This is a genomic window from Anaerofilum hominis, assembly GCF_014287275.1.
Classification (GTDB): Bacteria; Bacillota; Clostridia; order Oscillospirales; family Ruminococcaceae; genus Pygmaiobacter; species Pygmaiobacter hominis.
The window spans coordinates 128,455-144,476 of the sequence record NZ_JACONZ010000001.1; the positions used below are offsets into that span (position 1 = coordinate 128,455).

Annotated in this window: 14 protein-coding genes; all 14 read right to left on the reverse strand. The window is 63.4% G+C overall.

Annotated features, from left to right (window positions below; all coding sequences use genetic code 11):
- Window positions 1-136 precede the first annotated feature (136 nt).
- Complete coding sequence (locus tag H8S23_RS00605) at window positions 137-1,288, reverse strand: M20 metallopeptidase family protein (protein ID WP_186886380.1); 1,152 nt, start codon at window positions 1,286-1,288, stop codon at window positions 137-139.
- 286 nt (window positions 1,289-1,574) lie between these two features.
- Window positions 1,575-3,797 (reverse strand): polyphosphate kinase 1, encoded by a 2,223-nt coding sequence (gene ppk1 / locus H8S23_RS00610; RefSeq protein ID WP_186886381.1) that lies wholly within the window; start codon window positions 3,795-3,797, stop codon window positions 1,575-1,577.
- 20 nt (window positions 3,798-3,817) lie between these two features.
- Complete coding sequence (locus tag H8S23_RS00615) at window positions 3,818-4,168, reverse strand: ComEA family DNA-binding protein (RefSeq protein WP_186886382.1); 351 nt, start codon at window positions 4,166-4,168, stop codon at window positions 3,818-3,820.
- On the reverse strand, window positions 4,158-4,979 hold the full coding sequence (locus H8S23_RS00620; RefSeq protein ID WP_186886383.1) for an HAD-IIB family hydrolase: 822 nt from the start codon (window positions 4,977-4,979) through the stop codon (window positions 4,158-4,160). Before H8S23_RS00620 ends, H8S23_RS00615 begins: the two co-directional genes overlap by 11 nt.
- Window positions 4,976-5,908 (reverse strand): RluA family pseudouridine synthase, encoded by a 933-nt coding sequence (locus H8S23_RS00625; RefSeq protein WP_186886384.1) that lies wholly within the window; start codon window positions 5,906-5,908, stop codon window positions 4,976-4,978. The genes H8S23_RS00620 and H8S23_RS00625 overlap by 4 nt, the downstream gene beginning before the upstream one ends.
- The gene (gene lspA / locus H8S23_RS00630; RefSeq protein ID WP_186886385.1) at window positions 5,898-6,416 is read right to left on the reverse strand and encodes a signal peptidase II; all 519 of its coding nucleotides are present in this window, start codon (window positions 6,414-6,416) and stop codon (window positions 5,898-5,900) included. Before lspA ends, H8S23_RS00625 begins: the two co-directional genes overlap by 11 nt.
- Before the next feature lie 128 nt (window positions 6,417-6,544).
- Window positions 6,545-9,334 (reverse strand): isoleucine--tRNA ligase, encoded by a 2,790-nt coding sequence (gene ileS, locus H8S23_RS00635; RefSeq protein ID WP_186886386.1) that lies wholly within the window; start codon window positions 9,332-9,334, stop codon window positions 6,545-6,547.
- 52 nt (window positions 9,335-9,386) lie between these two features.
- Window positions 9,387-10,007, reverse strand: coding sequence for a DivIVA domain-containing protein (locus H8S23_RS00640; protein ID WP_186886387.1), 621 nt, complete (start codon window positions 10,005-10,007; stop codon window positions 9,387-9,389).
- Window positions 10,008-10,024: 17 nt separating this feature from the next.
- Complete coding sequence (locus H8S23_RS00645; RefSeq protein WP_186886388.1) at window positions 10,025-10,786, reverse strand: YlmH/Sll1252 family protein; 762 nt, start codon at window positions 10,784-10,786, stop codon at window positions 10,025-10,027.
- The gene (locus H8S23_RS00650; RefSeq protein ID WP_186886389.1) at window positions 10,787-11,260 is read right to left on the reverse strand and encodes a cell division protein SepF; all 474 of its coding nucleotides are present in this window, start codon (window positions 11,258-11,260) and stop codon (window positions 10,787-10,789) included.
- A gap of 202 nt (window positions 11,261-11,462) precedes the next feature.
- Window positions 11,463-12,722 (reverse strand): biotin/lipoyl attachment domain-containing protein, encoded by a 1,260-nt coding sequence (locus H8S23_RS00655; protein ID WP_186886390.1) that lies wholly within the window; start codon window positions 12,720-12,722, stop codon window positions 11,463-11,465.
- Window positions 12,715-12,951, reverse strand: coding sequence for an RNA chaperone Hfq (gene hfq, locus H8S23_RS00660; RefSeq protein ID WP_186886391.1), 237 nt, complete (start codon window positions 12,949-12,951; stop codon window positions 12,715-12,717). Before hfq ends, H8S23_RS00655 begins: the two co-directional genes overlap by 8 nt.
- 57 nt (window positions 12,952-13,008) lie before the next feature.
- Complete coding sequence (gene miaA / locus H8S23_RS00665; protein WP_243165795.1) at window positions 13,009-13,965, reverse strand: tRNA (adenosine(37)-N6)-dimethylallyltransferase MiaA; 957 nt, start codon at window positions 13,963-13,965, stop codon at window positions 13,009-13,011.
- Window positions 13,949-15,946 carry a DNA mismatch repair endonuclease MutL gene (gene mutL / locus H8S23_RS00670; RefSeq protein WP_186886392.1) on the reverse strand — a complete coding sequence of 666 codons (1,998 nt, stop codon included), beginning with the start codon at window positions 15,944-15,946 and terminating at the stop codon, window positions 13,949-13,951. The genes miaA and mutL overlap by 17 nt, the downstream gene beginning before the upstream one ends.
- Window positions 15,947-16,022 lie beyond the last annotated feature (76 nt).

Genomic DNA, 16,022 nt, shown 5'->3' on the forward strand with positions numbered 1-16,022 from the left:
TATCAATGCCCCGCCTCACCGCAACCCAAAGCGGGGGCAGGCCCCAAAATTCACAGCAAAAACCCGCCGGTGCGTTTTGCACCGGCGGGCCTGCCGAAACCCCGGTCATCCTGCGCTGCCGGGGGCGCTTCGTATCTTACTCGGCCAGCGCGTCCACCGCCACCTGGGCATAAAGGGCGACCCCGATCTCAAAAGCGCTCTCGTCGATCACAAAATGGTCGCTGTGCTGGGGGGCGTCGCCGCCGCCGCCCAGCATGCAGAACGCGGCTTTGGCGTGGGCAGTGTACTCCGCAAAATCTTCCCCGCCCATCTGCAGCCGGTCGGTGCGCATGACCAGCGCATTGTCTGCGACCTTGCGGGCGGCGTTAAAGGCGAGGTCCGTCATCGCGGGATCGTTGATGAGCACCTCGGTGATGCTGTTGTATTCCACCTCCGCCTCGGCGCGGAAAGTGGCGGCCGTCTCCTGCGCGATGCGCTCGACCACTGCGGGCAGCTTTTCGTGCACCTCGCGGCTGAAGCTGCGGATGGTGCCCTCCAGCACGGCCTCGCCGGACACGATATTGAAACGGGTGCCGGAATGGAACGAGCCGACCGTGACGACAAGCGGGTCCACCGGAGAAAATTCGCGACTGACCATGGTCTGGAGATTCATGACCAGGGCGCTGCCCGCCACCACGGCGTCCACGCCGGTGTCCGGCATGGCCCCATGGCAGGCCTTGCCTTTGACCACGATCCTGAACTGGTCGGTGGCTGCGGCGCTGGGACCGGCCTTGCCGGTGACCAAGCCCACGGGCGCCTGGGCCGCGATATGGATGCCGAAAATGCCATCCACGCCCTCCAGCGCGCCCTGCCGGATGGCCAGCTTTGCGCCCTGGCCGATCTCTTCCGCCGGCTGGAAGATAAAGCGCACCGTGCCGGCCAGCTGGTCCCGGATGCCGTTCAGCACCTTGACCGCGCCCAGCAGCATGGCGCCGTGGGTATCGTGCCCGCAGGCGTGCATAAAGCCCTCGTTCTCGCTTGCAAAGGGCAGGCCGGTCTTTTCCGTGATGCTCAGCGCGTCGATGTCGCCGCGCAGCGCCACAGTCTTGCCGGGCCTGGCGCCCTTTACCTCCGCCACGATGCCGGTGGGGTCCAGGCGGCGATAGGAAACGCCCAGCTTGTCAAGCTCTTCCGCGATGCGGTCCGTGGTGCGGAACTCCTGCAGGCTGGCCTCGGGATGCTGATGCAGGTCGCGGCGGAAAGCGACGACCTCGGGCTGTACTTCATGTGCGAGTTTGCGGATATCCAAATTGACGGCCTTCTTTCCAAAAGGATTATTTTGCTTTTAACCATACCACAAAAAAGGGCCGCAGTAAACAAAAACCGTCGAAAACGGGCACCGGGCTCCTAAAAAATCATTGTTGCAAAAAACGCCGCGCCCCAAAACCAAAAAGCCGGGCGCGCCTGTGGTCCCCGGCGCGCCCGGCTTTTTGATCCTGTCTTTTTGCGTCTTTCTGCCGGGCCGCTGTGCGGCGGCCCGGAACGGCAGAGCGCTGTTTCCGCTCTTCCCCCTGGGGCGCGAAAGGTTTTAGGTTTTATTCCTTTTCGCTCTTCTTTTTGCCGCCCAGCACCCCGCGCAGCCGCTGCAGCAGCGAGGGCCGCTCTGCTTTCGCCTCGGCGGCGCGCCGCTCCCGCAGCTGTTCCGCCGCACCCGACAGCCGGCGCGGCGCGGTATAGGCGGTGTAGTAGTCGGTCCAGCTGTTGGCAAAATAGTTGTACATTTCCATCTGGCTGTCCACGGCCGTCTCGTTCTCGGCCCTTTTGACCTTTGTATAGGTGCCGTCCGGCTGCATCTGCCGGGCGTTGACGTTGTCTGTGAGCTGGTAGCGCAGCATATTGACCAGGGTATTTTTGATGGCCGGGTCCTCCACCTTGACGCCGATCTCCACCCGCCGTTCCGTATTGCGGGTCAAAAAGTCGCCGGACGCGATATAGACGCGGCGATTCTGGGTGCCGCCGAAAGAATAGATGCGGCTGTGTTCCAGATAGCGGCCGACGATGCTGCGCACCTCGATGTTCTCGGTCAATTCCGGCACCCCGGCCCGGAAGCAGCAGATGCCGCGGATGATCATTTTCACCGGCACGCCCACGCAGCTTGCCTCAGACAGTTTGAGGATCAGGTCGCGGTCGCTGATCGAGTTGCACTTCAGGGTGATGGCGGCCTCCTGTCCGGCGCGCTTTGCGTCGATCTCGCGCTGGATCTCTTCCAGGATCACCGACTTGAAACGGCAGGGCGCCACCAGCAGGCGGCTGGTCTCAGTGGTGGTGCGCTCTACCGCCAGATCGTTGAAGACCTCCGCCACCTCCTCGCCCAGGGCCTGGTCGGCGCTGACAAAGCACAGGTCGGTGTACAGTTCGGCTGTCTTTTCGTTGTAATTGCCGGTGCCGATCTGCGAGATATACTGGTACTGGCCGCCCACCTTGCGGGTGATGAGGGTGAGCTTTGAGTGCACTTTATAGTCCTCAAAGCCGTAGATCACGGTGCAGCCCGCGCTCTCCAGCTGTTTGGACCAGTCGATGTTGTTCTGCTCGTCGAAACGGGCCCGCAGCTCGACGATGGTGACGACCTCTTTGCCGTTTTCAGCCGCGTTGATCAGCGCTTCCACGATCTTCGAATCGGTGGCCATGCGGTAAAGCGTCATCTTGATCGAGATGACGGTGGGGTCCGCCGCTGCCTCATTGAGCATATTGATAAACGGGCGGATGCTCTGGAACGGATAAGCGATCAGCACATCCCGCTTGCGCACCGCCCGGGTAAGGCTGAACTCCGGCACAGGCAGCATGGGGCGCACCGGCGTGTAAAAGAGCTGGGTCAGCCCCTCTTTGGCCATGCGGCCCATCAGCGGGCGCGCAAAGCCCATGTCCAGCGGCGCGGACTGCGCAAAGCTCTGTCGCCGGTCCAGCACCAGCTTGCGGCAGAGAAAATCCACGATCTCGTCCGACGCGCGGGGGGTGATCTGCAGCCGCACCGCCGCCAGCTTGCGCCGTTTTTTCAACAGCTCGCTCATCACCGCGCGATAGTCCAGGTCCTGGTCCTGCATGGCTTCCTGCAGGTTGATGTCCGCGTTGCGGGTGACCCGGAAGATGCAGCTCTCCGTGACGGTATAGCGCCCAAAAGCGAGATGCGCAAAATGGCGCACCAGCTCTTCCACCAGGGCAAAACGGGTCACCCCGTCCATCTTCATGCAGATCAGCCGCTCGAACTGGCTGCTGACCGGGATGAGGCCAAAAGCTTCCGTGCCGTCGTCTTTTTCCTTGACCCGCGCGCCGATATAGATCTCCAGGTTGCGCAGGAACGGAAAGGGGTGGCGGCGGTCGATGATCTGGGGCGAAAGCACCGGGTAGAGCTCAGAGAGAAAATATTTTTTCCAGAAATGCTCTTCGTCCTTGGTGAGCTTGGAAAAATCCACCTTTTGATAGCCGTAATCCGCCAGGTGCGAAAACAGCTTTGCGATGATCTTGTCGCAGTGCTCCTGCAGTTCGCCGGCGACCGGCATGATCGCGCGCAGCTGGGCGGTCGGGGTCATGTTGGTCTTGTTTTCCTTTTTTTCCTCTTTCAAGAGGGTCTGGTCGTAGAGAGAACCCACCCGGATCATAAAAAATTCGTCCAGGTTGCTCGCGTAGATGGAGGCAAAATTGAGCTGTTCGGCCAGGGGCACCCCCTTGTCTTTTGCCAGCTCCAGTACCCTGCGGTCAAATTCCAGCCAGCTGAGTTCCCGGTTGATGAAGATCGCATTTTTTCCTTCTGCGCCGCTCATAAAAACTACTCCATTTCTTTTCAGATACACACATGAGCCTTTAAATCCGCAAAGAGCTTCTCACCGATGCCCCGGACCTGCAGCAGCTCCTCCACCGACGAAAAGCCTCCATGTGCCTCGCGATAAGCCACGATGGCCGCGGCTTTCACTTCCCCGATGCCCGGCAGGGCCTGCAGGTCGGCCGCGGCCGCGGTGTTGAGATCGAGCCTGCCGTCCTGCACAGCATCCCAAGCCCCGCCCTGCGCCGCAGACCGCGGCGGCCCGCCCTGCAGCGGCGGATAATAGGCCAGCGCCGCGGCCGCCAGCACCGCGGTCAGCACAGCAAACAGCAGCGCCGTTTTCGCCGCGCCGCGCCGCCCCTCACCGCTCATAACGCCGGATCAGCTCGTAAAGCAGTTGCGCCACCCCGCCGTCCCGGCAGGGCAGCACCTCGCCCTCGCACAGCAGCTTTACCTGCGGCACGGCGTTTCCCACCGCCACCGCGTGGCCTGCCGCCTCCAGCATCCCGATATCATTGTAGTGATCTCCCACCGCGATGACATTTTCAGGCGCGACCCCGGTGAGGGCGCACAGCTCGCGCAGGGCGGAGCCCTTGTCGGCCCCCTGCGGCATCAGTTCAAGATAAGTGGGGCTGGTGGCTGTGAAATAAGCGCCCTCCCACTCCTGCCCGGCGGCAAACTGTTCCAGACGGCTGAGAACCGCCGGGGGCGCGCCGAACAGCACCTTGTACCACTGGCCGGGGATATCCTCCAGCTGGGCCGCCACATAGGCGAGCCCCTCGCGCTCCGCATGCCGCTGCACCGCCGCACCGCAGACGGGCATATACATGCGGCCGTTGTCCGCCAGCACCTCTACCCCCGCTTCGGGCGCCTGCGCCGTCAGGGCGCGGATCGCCTCCAGCGCCGTCTGCCGGGGCAAAAAGTGCTCGGCGGCCGCGGCGTCCTTTTCATAATCATACAGCATCCCGCCGTTGAACACAATGGCCGGCGCGCCCAGCGGCAGACCGTTCAGCGCCCGCCGGGCGGATGCGGGGCTGCGCCCTGTGGCGATCGTAAAGCGGCCGCCCAGGGCGCTGAACAGGCGGATCATCGCCGCATTGCAGCCCGGCAGGCCCTCTGAAGAGGTGAGCAGAGTGCCGTCCAGATCGCTGACGACGAGCAGGTCCTGAAGGCTTTTGGTCATACGCTTTCTTCCCTTTGCAGTTTATGTAAAAATTTCGTAAAATACTCCGGCAGCGGTGCAGTGAACTCAAGATACGCCTTTGTGCGGGGATGGCGGAACCCCAGCACCCCGGCGTGAAGGCACTGCCCCCCCAGCTCGTCGATGACGGTTTTGGGCCCATAGACCGGGTCGCCCGCCACCGGGTGGCCGATGCTTGCCATGTGCACCCGTATCTGATGGGTGCGGCCGGTCTGCAGTTTCAGTTCGATATGGGTAAAGCCGCGGTACCGGCCCAGGACACGGTAGGCCGTGACGGCTCTTTTGGAATTTTTTTCGGTGACCGCCATCTTTTTGCGGTCCTTGCTGCTGCGCCCGATGGGGGCGTCGATCACCCCCTCGTCCTGCCTGAGCCGCCCGTAAACCACCGCCTGATAGACCCGCGTCATGCTGTGCACGGCCAGCTGGGCCGCCAGCCCCTGGTGGGCGGCGTCGTTCTTGGCCACCACCAGCAGCCCGCTGGTGTCCTTGTCGATGCGGTGGACGATGCCCGGCCGCAGTTCTCCCCCCACGCCGGAAAGACTGTTCCGGCAGTGGAAAAGCAGCGCGTTGACCAGGGTGTTTTCATAATTTCCGGGCGCCGGGTGGACCACCATCCCCTTGGGCTTATTGACCACCAGCAGATCGGCGTCCTCATAGACGATCTGCAGCGGGATGTCCTGGGGCAGGACCGTCGTTTCCCGCGGGGGCGGCAGGACGCAGGCCACTTCATCCCCGGCGTGCAGCCGGGCGCTTTTTGGGGCCGGCGCGCCGTTGAGCAGCACGTTGCCCGCCGCGATCAGCTGCTGGGCCATGCTGCGGGTAACGCCCTCCAGCGCTGCGGATAAAAAGCTGTCCAGTCGCGCCCCCTCGTCCTGTTGGCACGCGGTGAACGCTTCTCTCTTACTGTCCATCCCCGCTCCCCGGGGCCTGTTCCCCCTGCGCTTTCTGCCGCGCTTTTTTGGCGGCCGATTCGCTGCGGATATAATAGACGGCAAGCAGCACCACGCCCACGCTGACAAAGCAATCCGCCACGTTGAATACCGCAAACTCCACAAAGGTGGTGGCGAAAAAATCCACTACATAGCCGTGCAGGACGCGGTCGATGAGATTGCCGATCCCGCCCGCCTCGATGAGCAGCAGGGCCGCATAGCCCAGCCGGTCCAGCCGCGCGCGCTGAAAGAACAGGATATAGAGGACCGCCAGCAGCGCGGCCGAGGTCACGGCGATCAGGAACCACTGTCCCCACGCCTTGCCGGAAAACACGCTGAAAGCCGCGCCGTCGTTGAGTACATAGCGCAGCTCCATAATGCCCGGCAAAAAGGGGGCGGTCCTGTCGGGGGCGAGCGCAGCGGTCGCCCAGTACTTGGTGAACTGGTCCAGGCCGACCATTGCGGCGATGGAAATGATGGTAAACAGCATAGGATCCTTTGCCTTTCCTTCCCCTTTCGGGGATGTGATTTGAGAGGGCGGTCCCGCCGCCCTGAATTGCAAAATAGCGGTGCATCTGGCTGCACCGCTATTTTCAGCGCGGAAAGACCGCTTTATCTTCAGGACTCGATGATCGCGGCGCAGCGCGCGCAGAGGGTGGGATGGGCCGCATGGCTGCCCACATCCTCCGTATACATCCAGCAGCGGGCGCACTTTTCACCTTCCGCCCGGCTCACCGCCACGGCAAGGCCCTCAAAGTCTCCCCTGCGGCCCTCGTCCCCCTGCTCGACACAGACTTTGGAGACGATGCACAGTTCTGCCAGCTGGTCCTCCAGCGGCTTTGCAAAAGCATAGACTTCACCGCTGCAGTTCAGGGTGACCTTTGCCTCCAGCGAGGCGCCGATCTCCTTGGCCGCGCGGGCGTCCTCCAGCGCTTTGCGCACGTCGTCGCGGATGGCGATGATCTCATCCCACTTTGCCCACTCTTCGGCGCTCAGCGTCCACAGGCCCGGCTGGTCGATATCTTCGCAGGCCACATATTTCTGCTTGCCCGCAAAGGCGGGGATCGCCTCCCAGATCTCCTGGGAAGTGAACGCCAGGATGGGGGCGATGAGCTTGGTCAGCGAAACGAGGATGCGGAACATCGCCGTCTGCGCCGCGCGGCGCCCGACATTGTCCGCCTTGTTGATATACAGCCGGTCCTTGATGACGTCCAGATAGAAATTGGACATATCCACAACGCAGAATTTGTGCACCGCGTGATAGACCTTGCTGAAGTCATAGGCGTCATATCCCGCCCTGCACTCGGCCACCAGGCGGTCCAGCGAGGCCAGCGCCCAGCGGTCCAGATCTTCCAGACAGCCGTCCTCCACCTGGTCCTCATCCGGTGTAAAGCCGTTAAGGTTGCCAAGGATGAAACGGGCCGTGTTGCGGATCTTGCGGTAAGCCTCAGAGAGCTGTTTGAGGATCTCCTTGCTGATGCGCAGGTCGACCTGGTAATCAGAGGAGGCGACCCACAGGCGGATGATATCCGCGCCATAGTCTTTGATGATCTCCTCGGGGGCGATGCCGTTGCCCAGCGACTTGTGCATGGCGCGGCCCTGGCCGTCCACCACCCAGCCGCAGCTGATGACATTTTTGTAGGGGGCTACGCCGCGCACCGCCACGCTGGTCAGCAGCGAGGACTGGAACCAGCCGCGATACTGGTCGCCGCCCTCGATGTACAGGTCGCAGGGCCAGCACAGCTCGGGCCGCGTCTCCAGCACCGCCATGTGGGAAGAGCCGGAATCGAACCAGACATCCATGATGTCCCGGTCCTTTTCAAACTCGGTGCCGCCGCAGGCGCAGGTCTCGGTGCCGTGCAGGATCTCGTCGGCGGAATACCGGTACCAGGCGTCGCTGCCCTCTTTGGCAAAGAGTTCCGCCACCGTGTTGATGGAGGACTCGGTGATATGATATTTGCCGCACTTTTTGCAGTAGAACACAGGGATGGGCACGCCCCAGGTGCGCTGGCGCGAGATGCACCAGTCGTTGCGGTCGCGCACCATGCCGGTGATGCGCTCTTTGCCCCAGGCAGGCAGCCAGTTGACGCTGTCGATGGCGTGATAGGTCGCTTCCTTGAACGCCTCCACGCTGCAGAACCACTGCTCGGTGGCGCGGAAGATGATGGGCTTGTGGCAGCGCCAGCAATGGGGGTACTGGTGGGTCATGTGCTGCACGCCCAGCAGGTGGCCGCTTTCCCGGATATGGGCCAGAATGACCTTGTTGGCGTCTTCCAGCACGTTCAGGCCCGCAAACGGGCCGGCCTCCTCGGTCAGATAGCCCGCCTCGTCCACCGGGCAGATGACGGGGATCTGGGGATAGTGGTTCTGGCAGACTTCAAAGTCCTCAACGCCGTGGCCCGGGGCGGTGTGGACGCAGCCCGTGCCGGAATCCAGTGTGACGTGGTCGCCGACGATAAGCAGGGAGTTGCGGTCAAGGAACGGGTGCTTTGTCTCCATGAGCTCGAACTCGCGGCCCTTGAGGACCGTGTCCTGCACCTCGTACTCGCTGATGCCGCAGGCTTTCATGGTGGATTCCACCAGCGCCTCGGCCATGACATAATAAGTATCGCCCACCTTGACGAAGACGTAGTCAAAATCCGGCCCCAGGCAGATGGCCAGGTTGGCGGGCAGCGTCCAGGTCGTGGTGGTCCAGATCACAAAGCGGGTCTTTTCCATGGGGATGCCGGCCCGCGCCAGAGCGCCGTTATCCTTGACGACAGGGAACCCGACGTAGATGGAGTCGCACTCGTCGTCGCTGTACTCGATCTCGGCCTCGGCAAGGGCGGTCTTGTCAGTGGGGCACCAGTAAACGGCCTTTTGGCCCTTATAGATATACCCCTTTTTCGCCATCTCGCCGAAGATGCGCACCTGGGTGGCCTCAAACTCCGGCGCAAGGGTCAGATACGGGTTTTTAAAATCGCCCACGACGCCCAGCCGCTGGAACTCGTCCGACATGATGTCCACATGCTTGAGCGCAAAATCCCGGCAGGCTTCGCGCAGCTCCAGCTGGGTCACGTTCGCCTTGTTGTCGCCCGCCGCCTCCAGGGCTTTCAGCTCGATGGGCAGGCCATGGGTGTCGTAGCCCGGCACATAGGGCGAGCAGAAGCCCGCCATATTTTTATAGCGCACAATGATATCCTTGAGCACCTTGTTCATCGCGGTGCCCATATGGATCTTGCCGTTGGCGTACGGGGGGCCGTCGTGCAGCACATACAGGGGCTTGCCCTCGTTGCTCTTGACGATCTGCTGATAAAGGTCGTCCGCCAGCCATTGGGCCAGCATCACCGGCTCTTTTGCGGGCAGCCCCGCGCGCATGCTGAAATCTGTTTTGGGCAGATTCAGGGTCTTGTTGTAATCTTCCTGCACTGATAATCCTCTCCTCAATCTCCGTCTGTTGGTCTACCGGTCGCCCGGAGGTTCAGTCCGCGTCCCTGTTGAGCACCGCATCCTGGTAGCTGTCCACAATAGAGCCCGCGTTCTCGATCGCAGATGCCTCTACCGGCTCAGCGGTAATCTCTTCCCCCTCCTCGGGGGCGCTGCTCTCCTCCTGCGCCGCGGCCTCCTCGCCGAAAACGGCGGTGTGGACGTCGCCCACCCGGCGGTCCAGCTCGCTCAGCGACTCGATATGCTGCTGATACAGGCTGAGGATACCGCCCTTGAAAGAGGCGATCTCCGCTTCCAGCTGGCGCAGCTTGTCCTTTTCTTCCCGCTCGCGTTCCGCCGCCGCCTCCAGGATGCGCTGCGCTCTGCTGGTGGACTCCCGCACGACGCTGTCCGCCTTGGCCTTGGCCTCGTGGATCACGTTTTCGCCCAGGCGCTGCGCGTTGATGAGCGCGGATTTGAGGGTATCCTCCTCCGCGCGGTATTCCTCCACCTTTTGGGCAAGGATATAAAGTTTTTTCTCCAGATCCGCTTTCTCAGCGGCCAGCTGGTCCACCCCTGCCGCCACCTGCTCGAGAAACGCGTCCACGTCCTCGGTGCGGTAGCCGCGCATGGCTTTTTCAAAGGTCACCGATCTGATTTCTTCCGACGACAGCATTTGAGTGATCACCTCAGTCAATATTTGATGCAGGTCACGAAAACACGGCCCTTTCTGGTCTGGCCGCCGATCTCTTCCAGTTTAAAGCGCCCCACGCCGCGCACGGTGAGGATATCCCCCTCGCTGAGCTGGGCGGCGGGCCCGGTCTTTGGCACATGGTTGACGAGCACCCGCTCAGAGCGCACCAGCGCCGAGGCGTCGTCCCGGCTGACGTGCAGCAGCGCGGACAGCACGGCGTCCAGCCGCGGGGACGCCACGCTGGCGCGGACCGTCTCCCCCTGCTGCGGCGCAAGGTCTGCGGGCGGGGCACAGATCGCCGTTTTTACCGCTTCCCGGCCCACTTCGCGCAGCTCTGCGGCGATGAGCGCCGCGCTGGAGGACAGCGCAAAAAGATAGGCGCCCTCGCTGTCGGGCAGGATATCCCCCACGCATTCCCGCTTGAGCCCAAGGGCCAGCAGCGCGCCGAGATGATCCCGGTGCGTCAGGCCCCCGCTGCGGCAGGAGACCCGCAGGCAGCACAGCGGAAACGCCTCCCCGTTTGGGGGCTCGTCCGCATACACAGCAAGCACCTTTCGCTCGGCGAGAGGATAGCCGCCGAAAAAAAGGTGCTCCGGCCATTTTGTTTTAGACAGCTGCGCGCCGGCAAGCGCCTGCTGGCGCTCGTCCAGAAAGCCCAGATACTGAGGGCGGCCGGACGCCTCGCAGCGCCGGATCATATCCGTCACCCGGCGGCAGAAGATCTGTTCCGCCGGGGTGCTCGGGGGCAGATAACCGCTCAATTAAAAGAACACCCCATTGCTCTCCAGCTCGTCCAGCAGATCGCCCATGATATCCACATTATAGGGGGTGATGATGAAAGTGCTGTTCGCCACCCGCTTGATCTGGCCGTTGTTGGCGTAGGCCACGCCGGACAAAAAGTCGACCAGACGGCGGGAGATGTCCTTGTTGGTGGACTCAAGGTTGAGCACCACTGTGCGCTTGGCGTTCAGGTGATCCGCGATGGCGCTGGCGTCGTCAAAGCGCTCCGGCTTGACCAGCACGACCTGCAGCTGGGTGGTCGCATTGATATTGACCACCTTGTTGCGCTTTTGCTGCGCGGCCTGAGCGGCCTCGGACGCCTCATAGCGCTCTTCCTGCTCCCCGCCCGCATAAGCAGACTGGTTATTGATGAAATCGATATCGTCCCCGTACTCGTCGTCGTATTCCTCTTCGGGTACGCCCATCAGGTTTCCAAGTTTCTTAAACAGTCCCATAACTTTGCCCTGCCTTTATCATATTTGTCCTGCCGCCGCACCGTTCCTTGCCCGCGCGGCGCTTTTCAAGCATTGTTACTAGTATTATCACTTTTTTTTGCGGCAATGTCAACAAAAGCCTGAAAAATAGTTCTGCCGGCCCGCCCGGCGCCCTCAAAAGCAGGCGTCGGGGCGCAGAAAGGAAAATTTTCCCGGCCTGCACTCACAGCAGCTTGCCGTCGTACAGGTCCTTGCCCGAGGTGATGATCTCGTCGTAAAGCAGCACTTCGTTTTTCAGGCTCCGTTCGTCTGAGCCGATCTGGATCTTTGCCGGCACAATGACATACTGGTCATTTTCAAATGTCGGGTCGATGCGCTTGAACTGGACCACATTGCCGTATTTGACAAAGACCCCGCGCCGCTGAACGCCGTCCTCATCGGTCACGATATGCACGGCCGACTGCTCGATGCGCACCCCCGCATACCGCCGGAAAGAGATCTGCGCCGTACCCGCGCGCAGGTTGACGGTCTCGGCGTTGATGTAATCGCACATCAGCTTGATCTTGGCCGGGCCCCCGGCGGGGTCGCGGTCGACGCTGACCACCCGGGCCGGTATCTGTTTTGCGCCGGTGTAGTCAAAGTCGATCTCCACCTCCACAGGTCCCCCGTCATCCACAAAACGGTCGGCCGCCGCATCCTCCACCAGGCAGTAATAATACCACTCATAGCTGCCGATGAGTTTGCCCGCGGAAGCCGTCATCTCCCCGCCCGGGGCTTCCGCCAGGGCGGACAGCTCGGCAGCGCTCATGGCGTCCAGCGCCTCGGGCGTCAGCACCTGTTCCAGCCCGTCGGTCATGGAAGAAAAATAGCCGCCGGGAGAGGGCGCGTACAGATATTCCACCGCACCCGCCGCGGCCAGGGCCGCGTCCCTCTCCTGGGTCAGGGAGGCGATGCGCGCTGAAAAATCCACCGCAGCGCCGGTGGCGGCCTGCAGGCGGTTCACGGCAAGGGTGACGGCGTTCTTCGCCTGTGTCAGCCCCTCATAGCTGCCGCTGTCGATGACCTCCAGCAGGTCGAACAGCCCCTGCTGCTGCTGTTTTAAGATCTGGTCCACGTCGGTGCCGCCGGCCAGCCCCTGCGACTGCGACTGCTCCAGCATGGCCAGCTCTGTGCTCAGCCGGGCGGCCCTGGCGCTGCTCTGGGCCTGCGCCTCCCCGGCAAAGATCTCGCCCACCGCAGCGCCGGGGGCCACGCGCTTGCCGTCCTCCACCAGATAGCCCAACACGCCGCCGCTGTGGTCCAGCGGATATTCGGTGCGCACCGCCACCCCGCGCGCCGGCACTGCGTCTGCCAGCGTCGCCTCCACGGCAGTCTGCGTCTCATAGCCGCGAAACAGCAGCGGCACCAGCTGCAGCGCAAGATAGACGACCGGGACCAGCAGCACAAGAAAGACGGCCCAGCGGACAGCGCGCCGCTTATCCATTCTGACCCTCGTCTACCACGAGGTTGACGCTGCGGGCGGGGATGATGGTGGACACGGCGTGCTTGTAGACCATATTCTGTTTGCCGTCGCAGTCCAGTACGAGGACGAAATTGTCAAACCCGCGCACCGTGCCGCGCAGCTGATAGCCGCTGAGCAGATAGACGGTCACCGGCGTGCGGTCCCGCCGCACTGTGTTGAGAAACAGATCCTGCAGATTTGTGGCCTTCATGGCAATCTTCCTTTCCCGCCGCGCGGGGCGCGGCCGCGGGCGGCGGGGCCGCCCCTTTTAAAAATTTGATGAAAGTTTCCTGCGGGCTGCGTCCAAAAACGCTTGCGCCCCGGGCGGCAGACACGGCCGGGCCGCGTCCATCCAGCACACGTCCGGCATGCGCCGGAACCAGGTGAGCTGACGCTTGGCATAATTGCGGGTGGCCTGCCGCAGCCGGTCCGCACATTCCCCGAGAGCAGCCTCCCCCTCAAAAAAGGGGAAAAGCTCTTTGTAGCCGATGGCCTGGGCGGCGGTGCGCCAGCTGTGCCGGTGGTCGTATACCCGGCGCGCCTCGTCCACGAGCCCCCCTTCCAGCATGCGGTCGACCCTCAGGTCAATGCTGCGGTAAAGGGTCTCCCGGTCCGCAAAATCCAACCCCAGCACCAGTGTATCGTAGGGGGGCTTTGCAGGGCGGGAGGCCGCGCGCTGCCCGGACATGGTGCGGCCGGTCTTTTCGTACAGTTCCAGGGCGCGCAGCACCCGCTTGAGGTTGTTGGGGTGGATGGCCGCCGCGCTCTCGGGGTCGACGGCGGCAAGCCGCTCATGCATGGCCGCACCGCCCAGTTCAGCGGCTTGCCGGGCCAGGCGGGCGCGGGTGCCGTCGTCGGGCGGCTCGTCGGAAAAGGTCAGCCCGTCGATCAGCGAAGAGAGGTACAGCCCCGTTCCCCCCGCCAGGATGGGCAGCCTGCCCCGGCCGGCGATCTCGCGGATGGCCTGCGCCGCCAAAGCGGTGAAATCCGCTACGCTGAACAGCTCTTCCGGGTCCCGGATATCGATCAGGTGATGAGGCACCAGCGCCCGCTCCTGCGGCGTGGCTTTGGCGGTGCCGACGTCAAGGCCGCGGTAGATCTGCATCGAATCGGCGGAGATGATCTCCCCGTCCCAGCGCTGGGCCAGCCGGATGGCCAGCGCCGTCTTGCCTGCGGCAGTCGGGCCCAGCACCACCGCCAGCTTTTGTCTATTCTCTTCGGCCAAACTGTTTTTCCAGCTCCTTCCGGGACAGCCTGATGAGCACCGGGCGCCCGTGAGGGCAGAACGGCGGCACCTCGCCGTCCAGGATCTTCTTTGCCAGCGCCAGCAGCGTGGGGGCGGGGTCATGGTCGCCCGCCTTGATGGCCGCCCTGCAGGCGATGGAATGCAGCACCCAGTCGGTCTTTTCGCTGCGGGTGTCCCGGCTGCCCGAGGCCAGCTTTGCGGCGATCTCCTCGGTGAGCCGCTCCACGCTCTCCACCGGCACATTGGCGGGCACCGCGCGCACCAGCACGCTTGCCCCGCCGAAGTCCTCCACCTCAAAGCCCGCCTGGGTCAGCAGTTCGTCGTCTGCGAGCAGGGCGTTTTTTTCCGCCGCGGAGAGGGTGACGCTCACCGGGGACATGAGCAGCTGGCCGTCCACCCGGCCGTATCCCGCCGCCAGTCTCTCGTATAAGACCCGCTCGTGGGCGGCGTGCTTGTCGATCAGCACCAGCTCGTCCCCGTACTGGGCGAGAATATAGGTGCGAAAAGCCTCCCCCACATATTCTAACGGTTCCGCGGCGCTTTCCAGCTCGTTTTCTGTCGTTTCCGGTGCGGGGACCGCCGCTGCCGTGTGCGCCGGGACGGCAGCCGCCGGGACGCTGTCCCGCAGGCCGCTGCTCCGGCTTTCCGGGGATGCTTTGGAACCGGCGCCTGCGGCAAAATCCTCCTGCGGGGTCTTTTCAATGTCCAGCAGCCGCGCGGTCCGGCGGGTCTCATAGGTCACCGCCGCCGTCTGGCGCAGCAGCTCCCCTGTCTCTTCGCCCTCCGGCGCCTGTGCGGGAGCGGGCCGCAGAGGCCGCGCGGCGCCGGGCATCTCCAGCTGGGCGGCCAAGGAGGGGCCGCGCCCCGCTGAGGCGGCGCTTTTTCCCTCCGCGGGCGCGGGGGCGGCGGAGGCAGGGGCGGCGGGAGCAGCGCCCTCCGCCCGGGAAAGGTCCAGCCGCTTCTGCGGCGCGTCCGGCCGCGATACCGTGCTTTTGACGGCCTTGTACATCAGGTCGAAGATCTCGCCGGTATTGGCGAAACGGACCTCGGTCTTTGCCGGGTGCACGTTGACGTCCACCCGCTCCAGCGGCATGGTGACGTTCAGCACACAGCCCGGGAACCGGCCCTGCATGGCCATCCCCTTATAGGCGGTCTCAAGGGCCGCCATCAGGGTGCGGTCCTCCACCTGGCGGCCGTTGATATAAAAGAACTGCATCGAGCGGCTGCCGCGGCAGGCGATGGGCGCGGTGACATAGCCCTCCACCCCCAGGACCCCCTGCCGGTAGGAGACCTGCATCAGATTTTTTGCGAACTCCCGCGAGAGCACGGCATAGATCGCGCTCATCGCATCCCCATCGCCGGGGGTGTGGAACTGCTCCCTGCCGTCGCGGACAAAACGGAACGAGATCTCCGGATGCGCCAGGGCCTGGCGCAGCACCACATCGCTGACATAGTTGCCCTCGCTGGTGTCTTTTTTGAGGAATTTCATGCGCGCCGGGACATTGTAGAACAGATCCCGCACCGTGATGGTGGTGCCCACCGGGCGGGCGGCCGCCTCGGCGGAGAGCTCTTCCCCGCCCGCCTGCCGGTAAAGGCAGGCGTATTCGTCGGCCTCGGTGCGGGTGAGCAGGTCCACCTTTGCCACCGCGGCAATGCTGGCCAGCGCCTCGCCGCGAAAGCCCAGCGTGCCGATGGCGGCCAGGTCCTCTTCCCGCGCGATTTTGCTGGTGGCGTGGCGCACAAAGGCGGTGGAGATGTACTCCGCTTCAATGCCGCTGCCGTTGTCGCTGACCTCGATGCTGCCTACGCCGCCGCGGACGATCGCAACGGTGACGGCGGTGCTGCCCGCGTCGATGGAGTTCTCAATCAGCTCTTTGACCACCGAGGCGGGGCGCTCGACCACCTCGCCGGCGGCGATCAGCTCCGCCGTATGCTTGTCAAGTACATGGATCACCGCCATGGCGGTCACCTGCCTTTTCTGAGGATGAGGATAAAGAGAAAGAACAAAGACACAGGCGGGCGGACGGCCCGGCCCG

Excerpts from the sequence above, each read along its gene's own strand:
- ppk1 (WP_186886381.1), bottom strand. The coding sequence starts at position 3,797 with ATGAGCGGCGCAGAAGGAAAAAATGCGATCTTCATCAACCGGGAACTC.
- H8S23_RS00615 (WP_186886382.1), bottom strand. The coding sequence starts at position 4,168 with ATGAGCGGTGAGGGGCGGCGCGGCGCGGCGAAAACGGCGCTGCTGTTT.
- H8S23_RS00620 (WP_186886383.1), bottom strand. The coding sequence starts at position 4,979 with ATGACCAAAAGCCTTCAGGACCTGCTCGTCGTCAGCGATCTGGACGGC.
- H8S23_RS00625 (WP_186886384.1), bottom strand. The coding sequence starts at position 5,908 with ATGGACAGTAAGAGAGAAGCGTTCACCGCGTGCCAACAGGACGAGGGG.
- lspA (WP_186886385.1), bottom strand. The coding sequence starts at position 6,416 with ATGCTGTTTACCATCATTTCCATCGCCGCAATGGTCGGCCTGGACCAG.
- H8S23_RS00640 (WP_186886387.1), bottom strand. The coding sequence starts at position 10,007 with ATGCTGTCGTCGGAAGAAATCAGATCGGTGACCTTTGAAAAAGCCATG.
- H8S23_RS00650 (WP_186886389.1), bottom strand. The coding sequence starts at position 11,260 with ATGGGACTGTTTAAGAAACTTGGAAACCTGATGGGCGTACCCGAAGAG.
- H8S23_RS00655 (WP_186886390.1), bottom strand. The coding sequence starts at position 12,722 with ATGGATAAGCGGCGCGCTGTCCGCTGGGCCGTCTTTCTTGTGCTGCTG.
- hfq (WP_186886391.1), bottom strand. The coding sequence starts at position 12,951 with ATGAAGGCCACAAATCTGCAGGATCTGTTTCTCAACACAGTGCGGCGG.
- mutL (WP_186886392.1), bottom strand. The coding sequence starts at position 15,946 with ATGGCGGTGATCCATGTACTTGACAAGCATACGGCGGAGCTGATCGCC.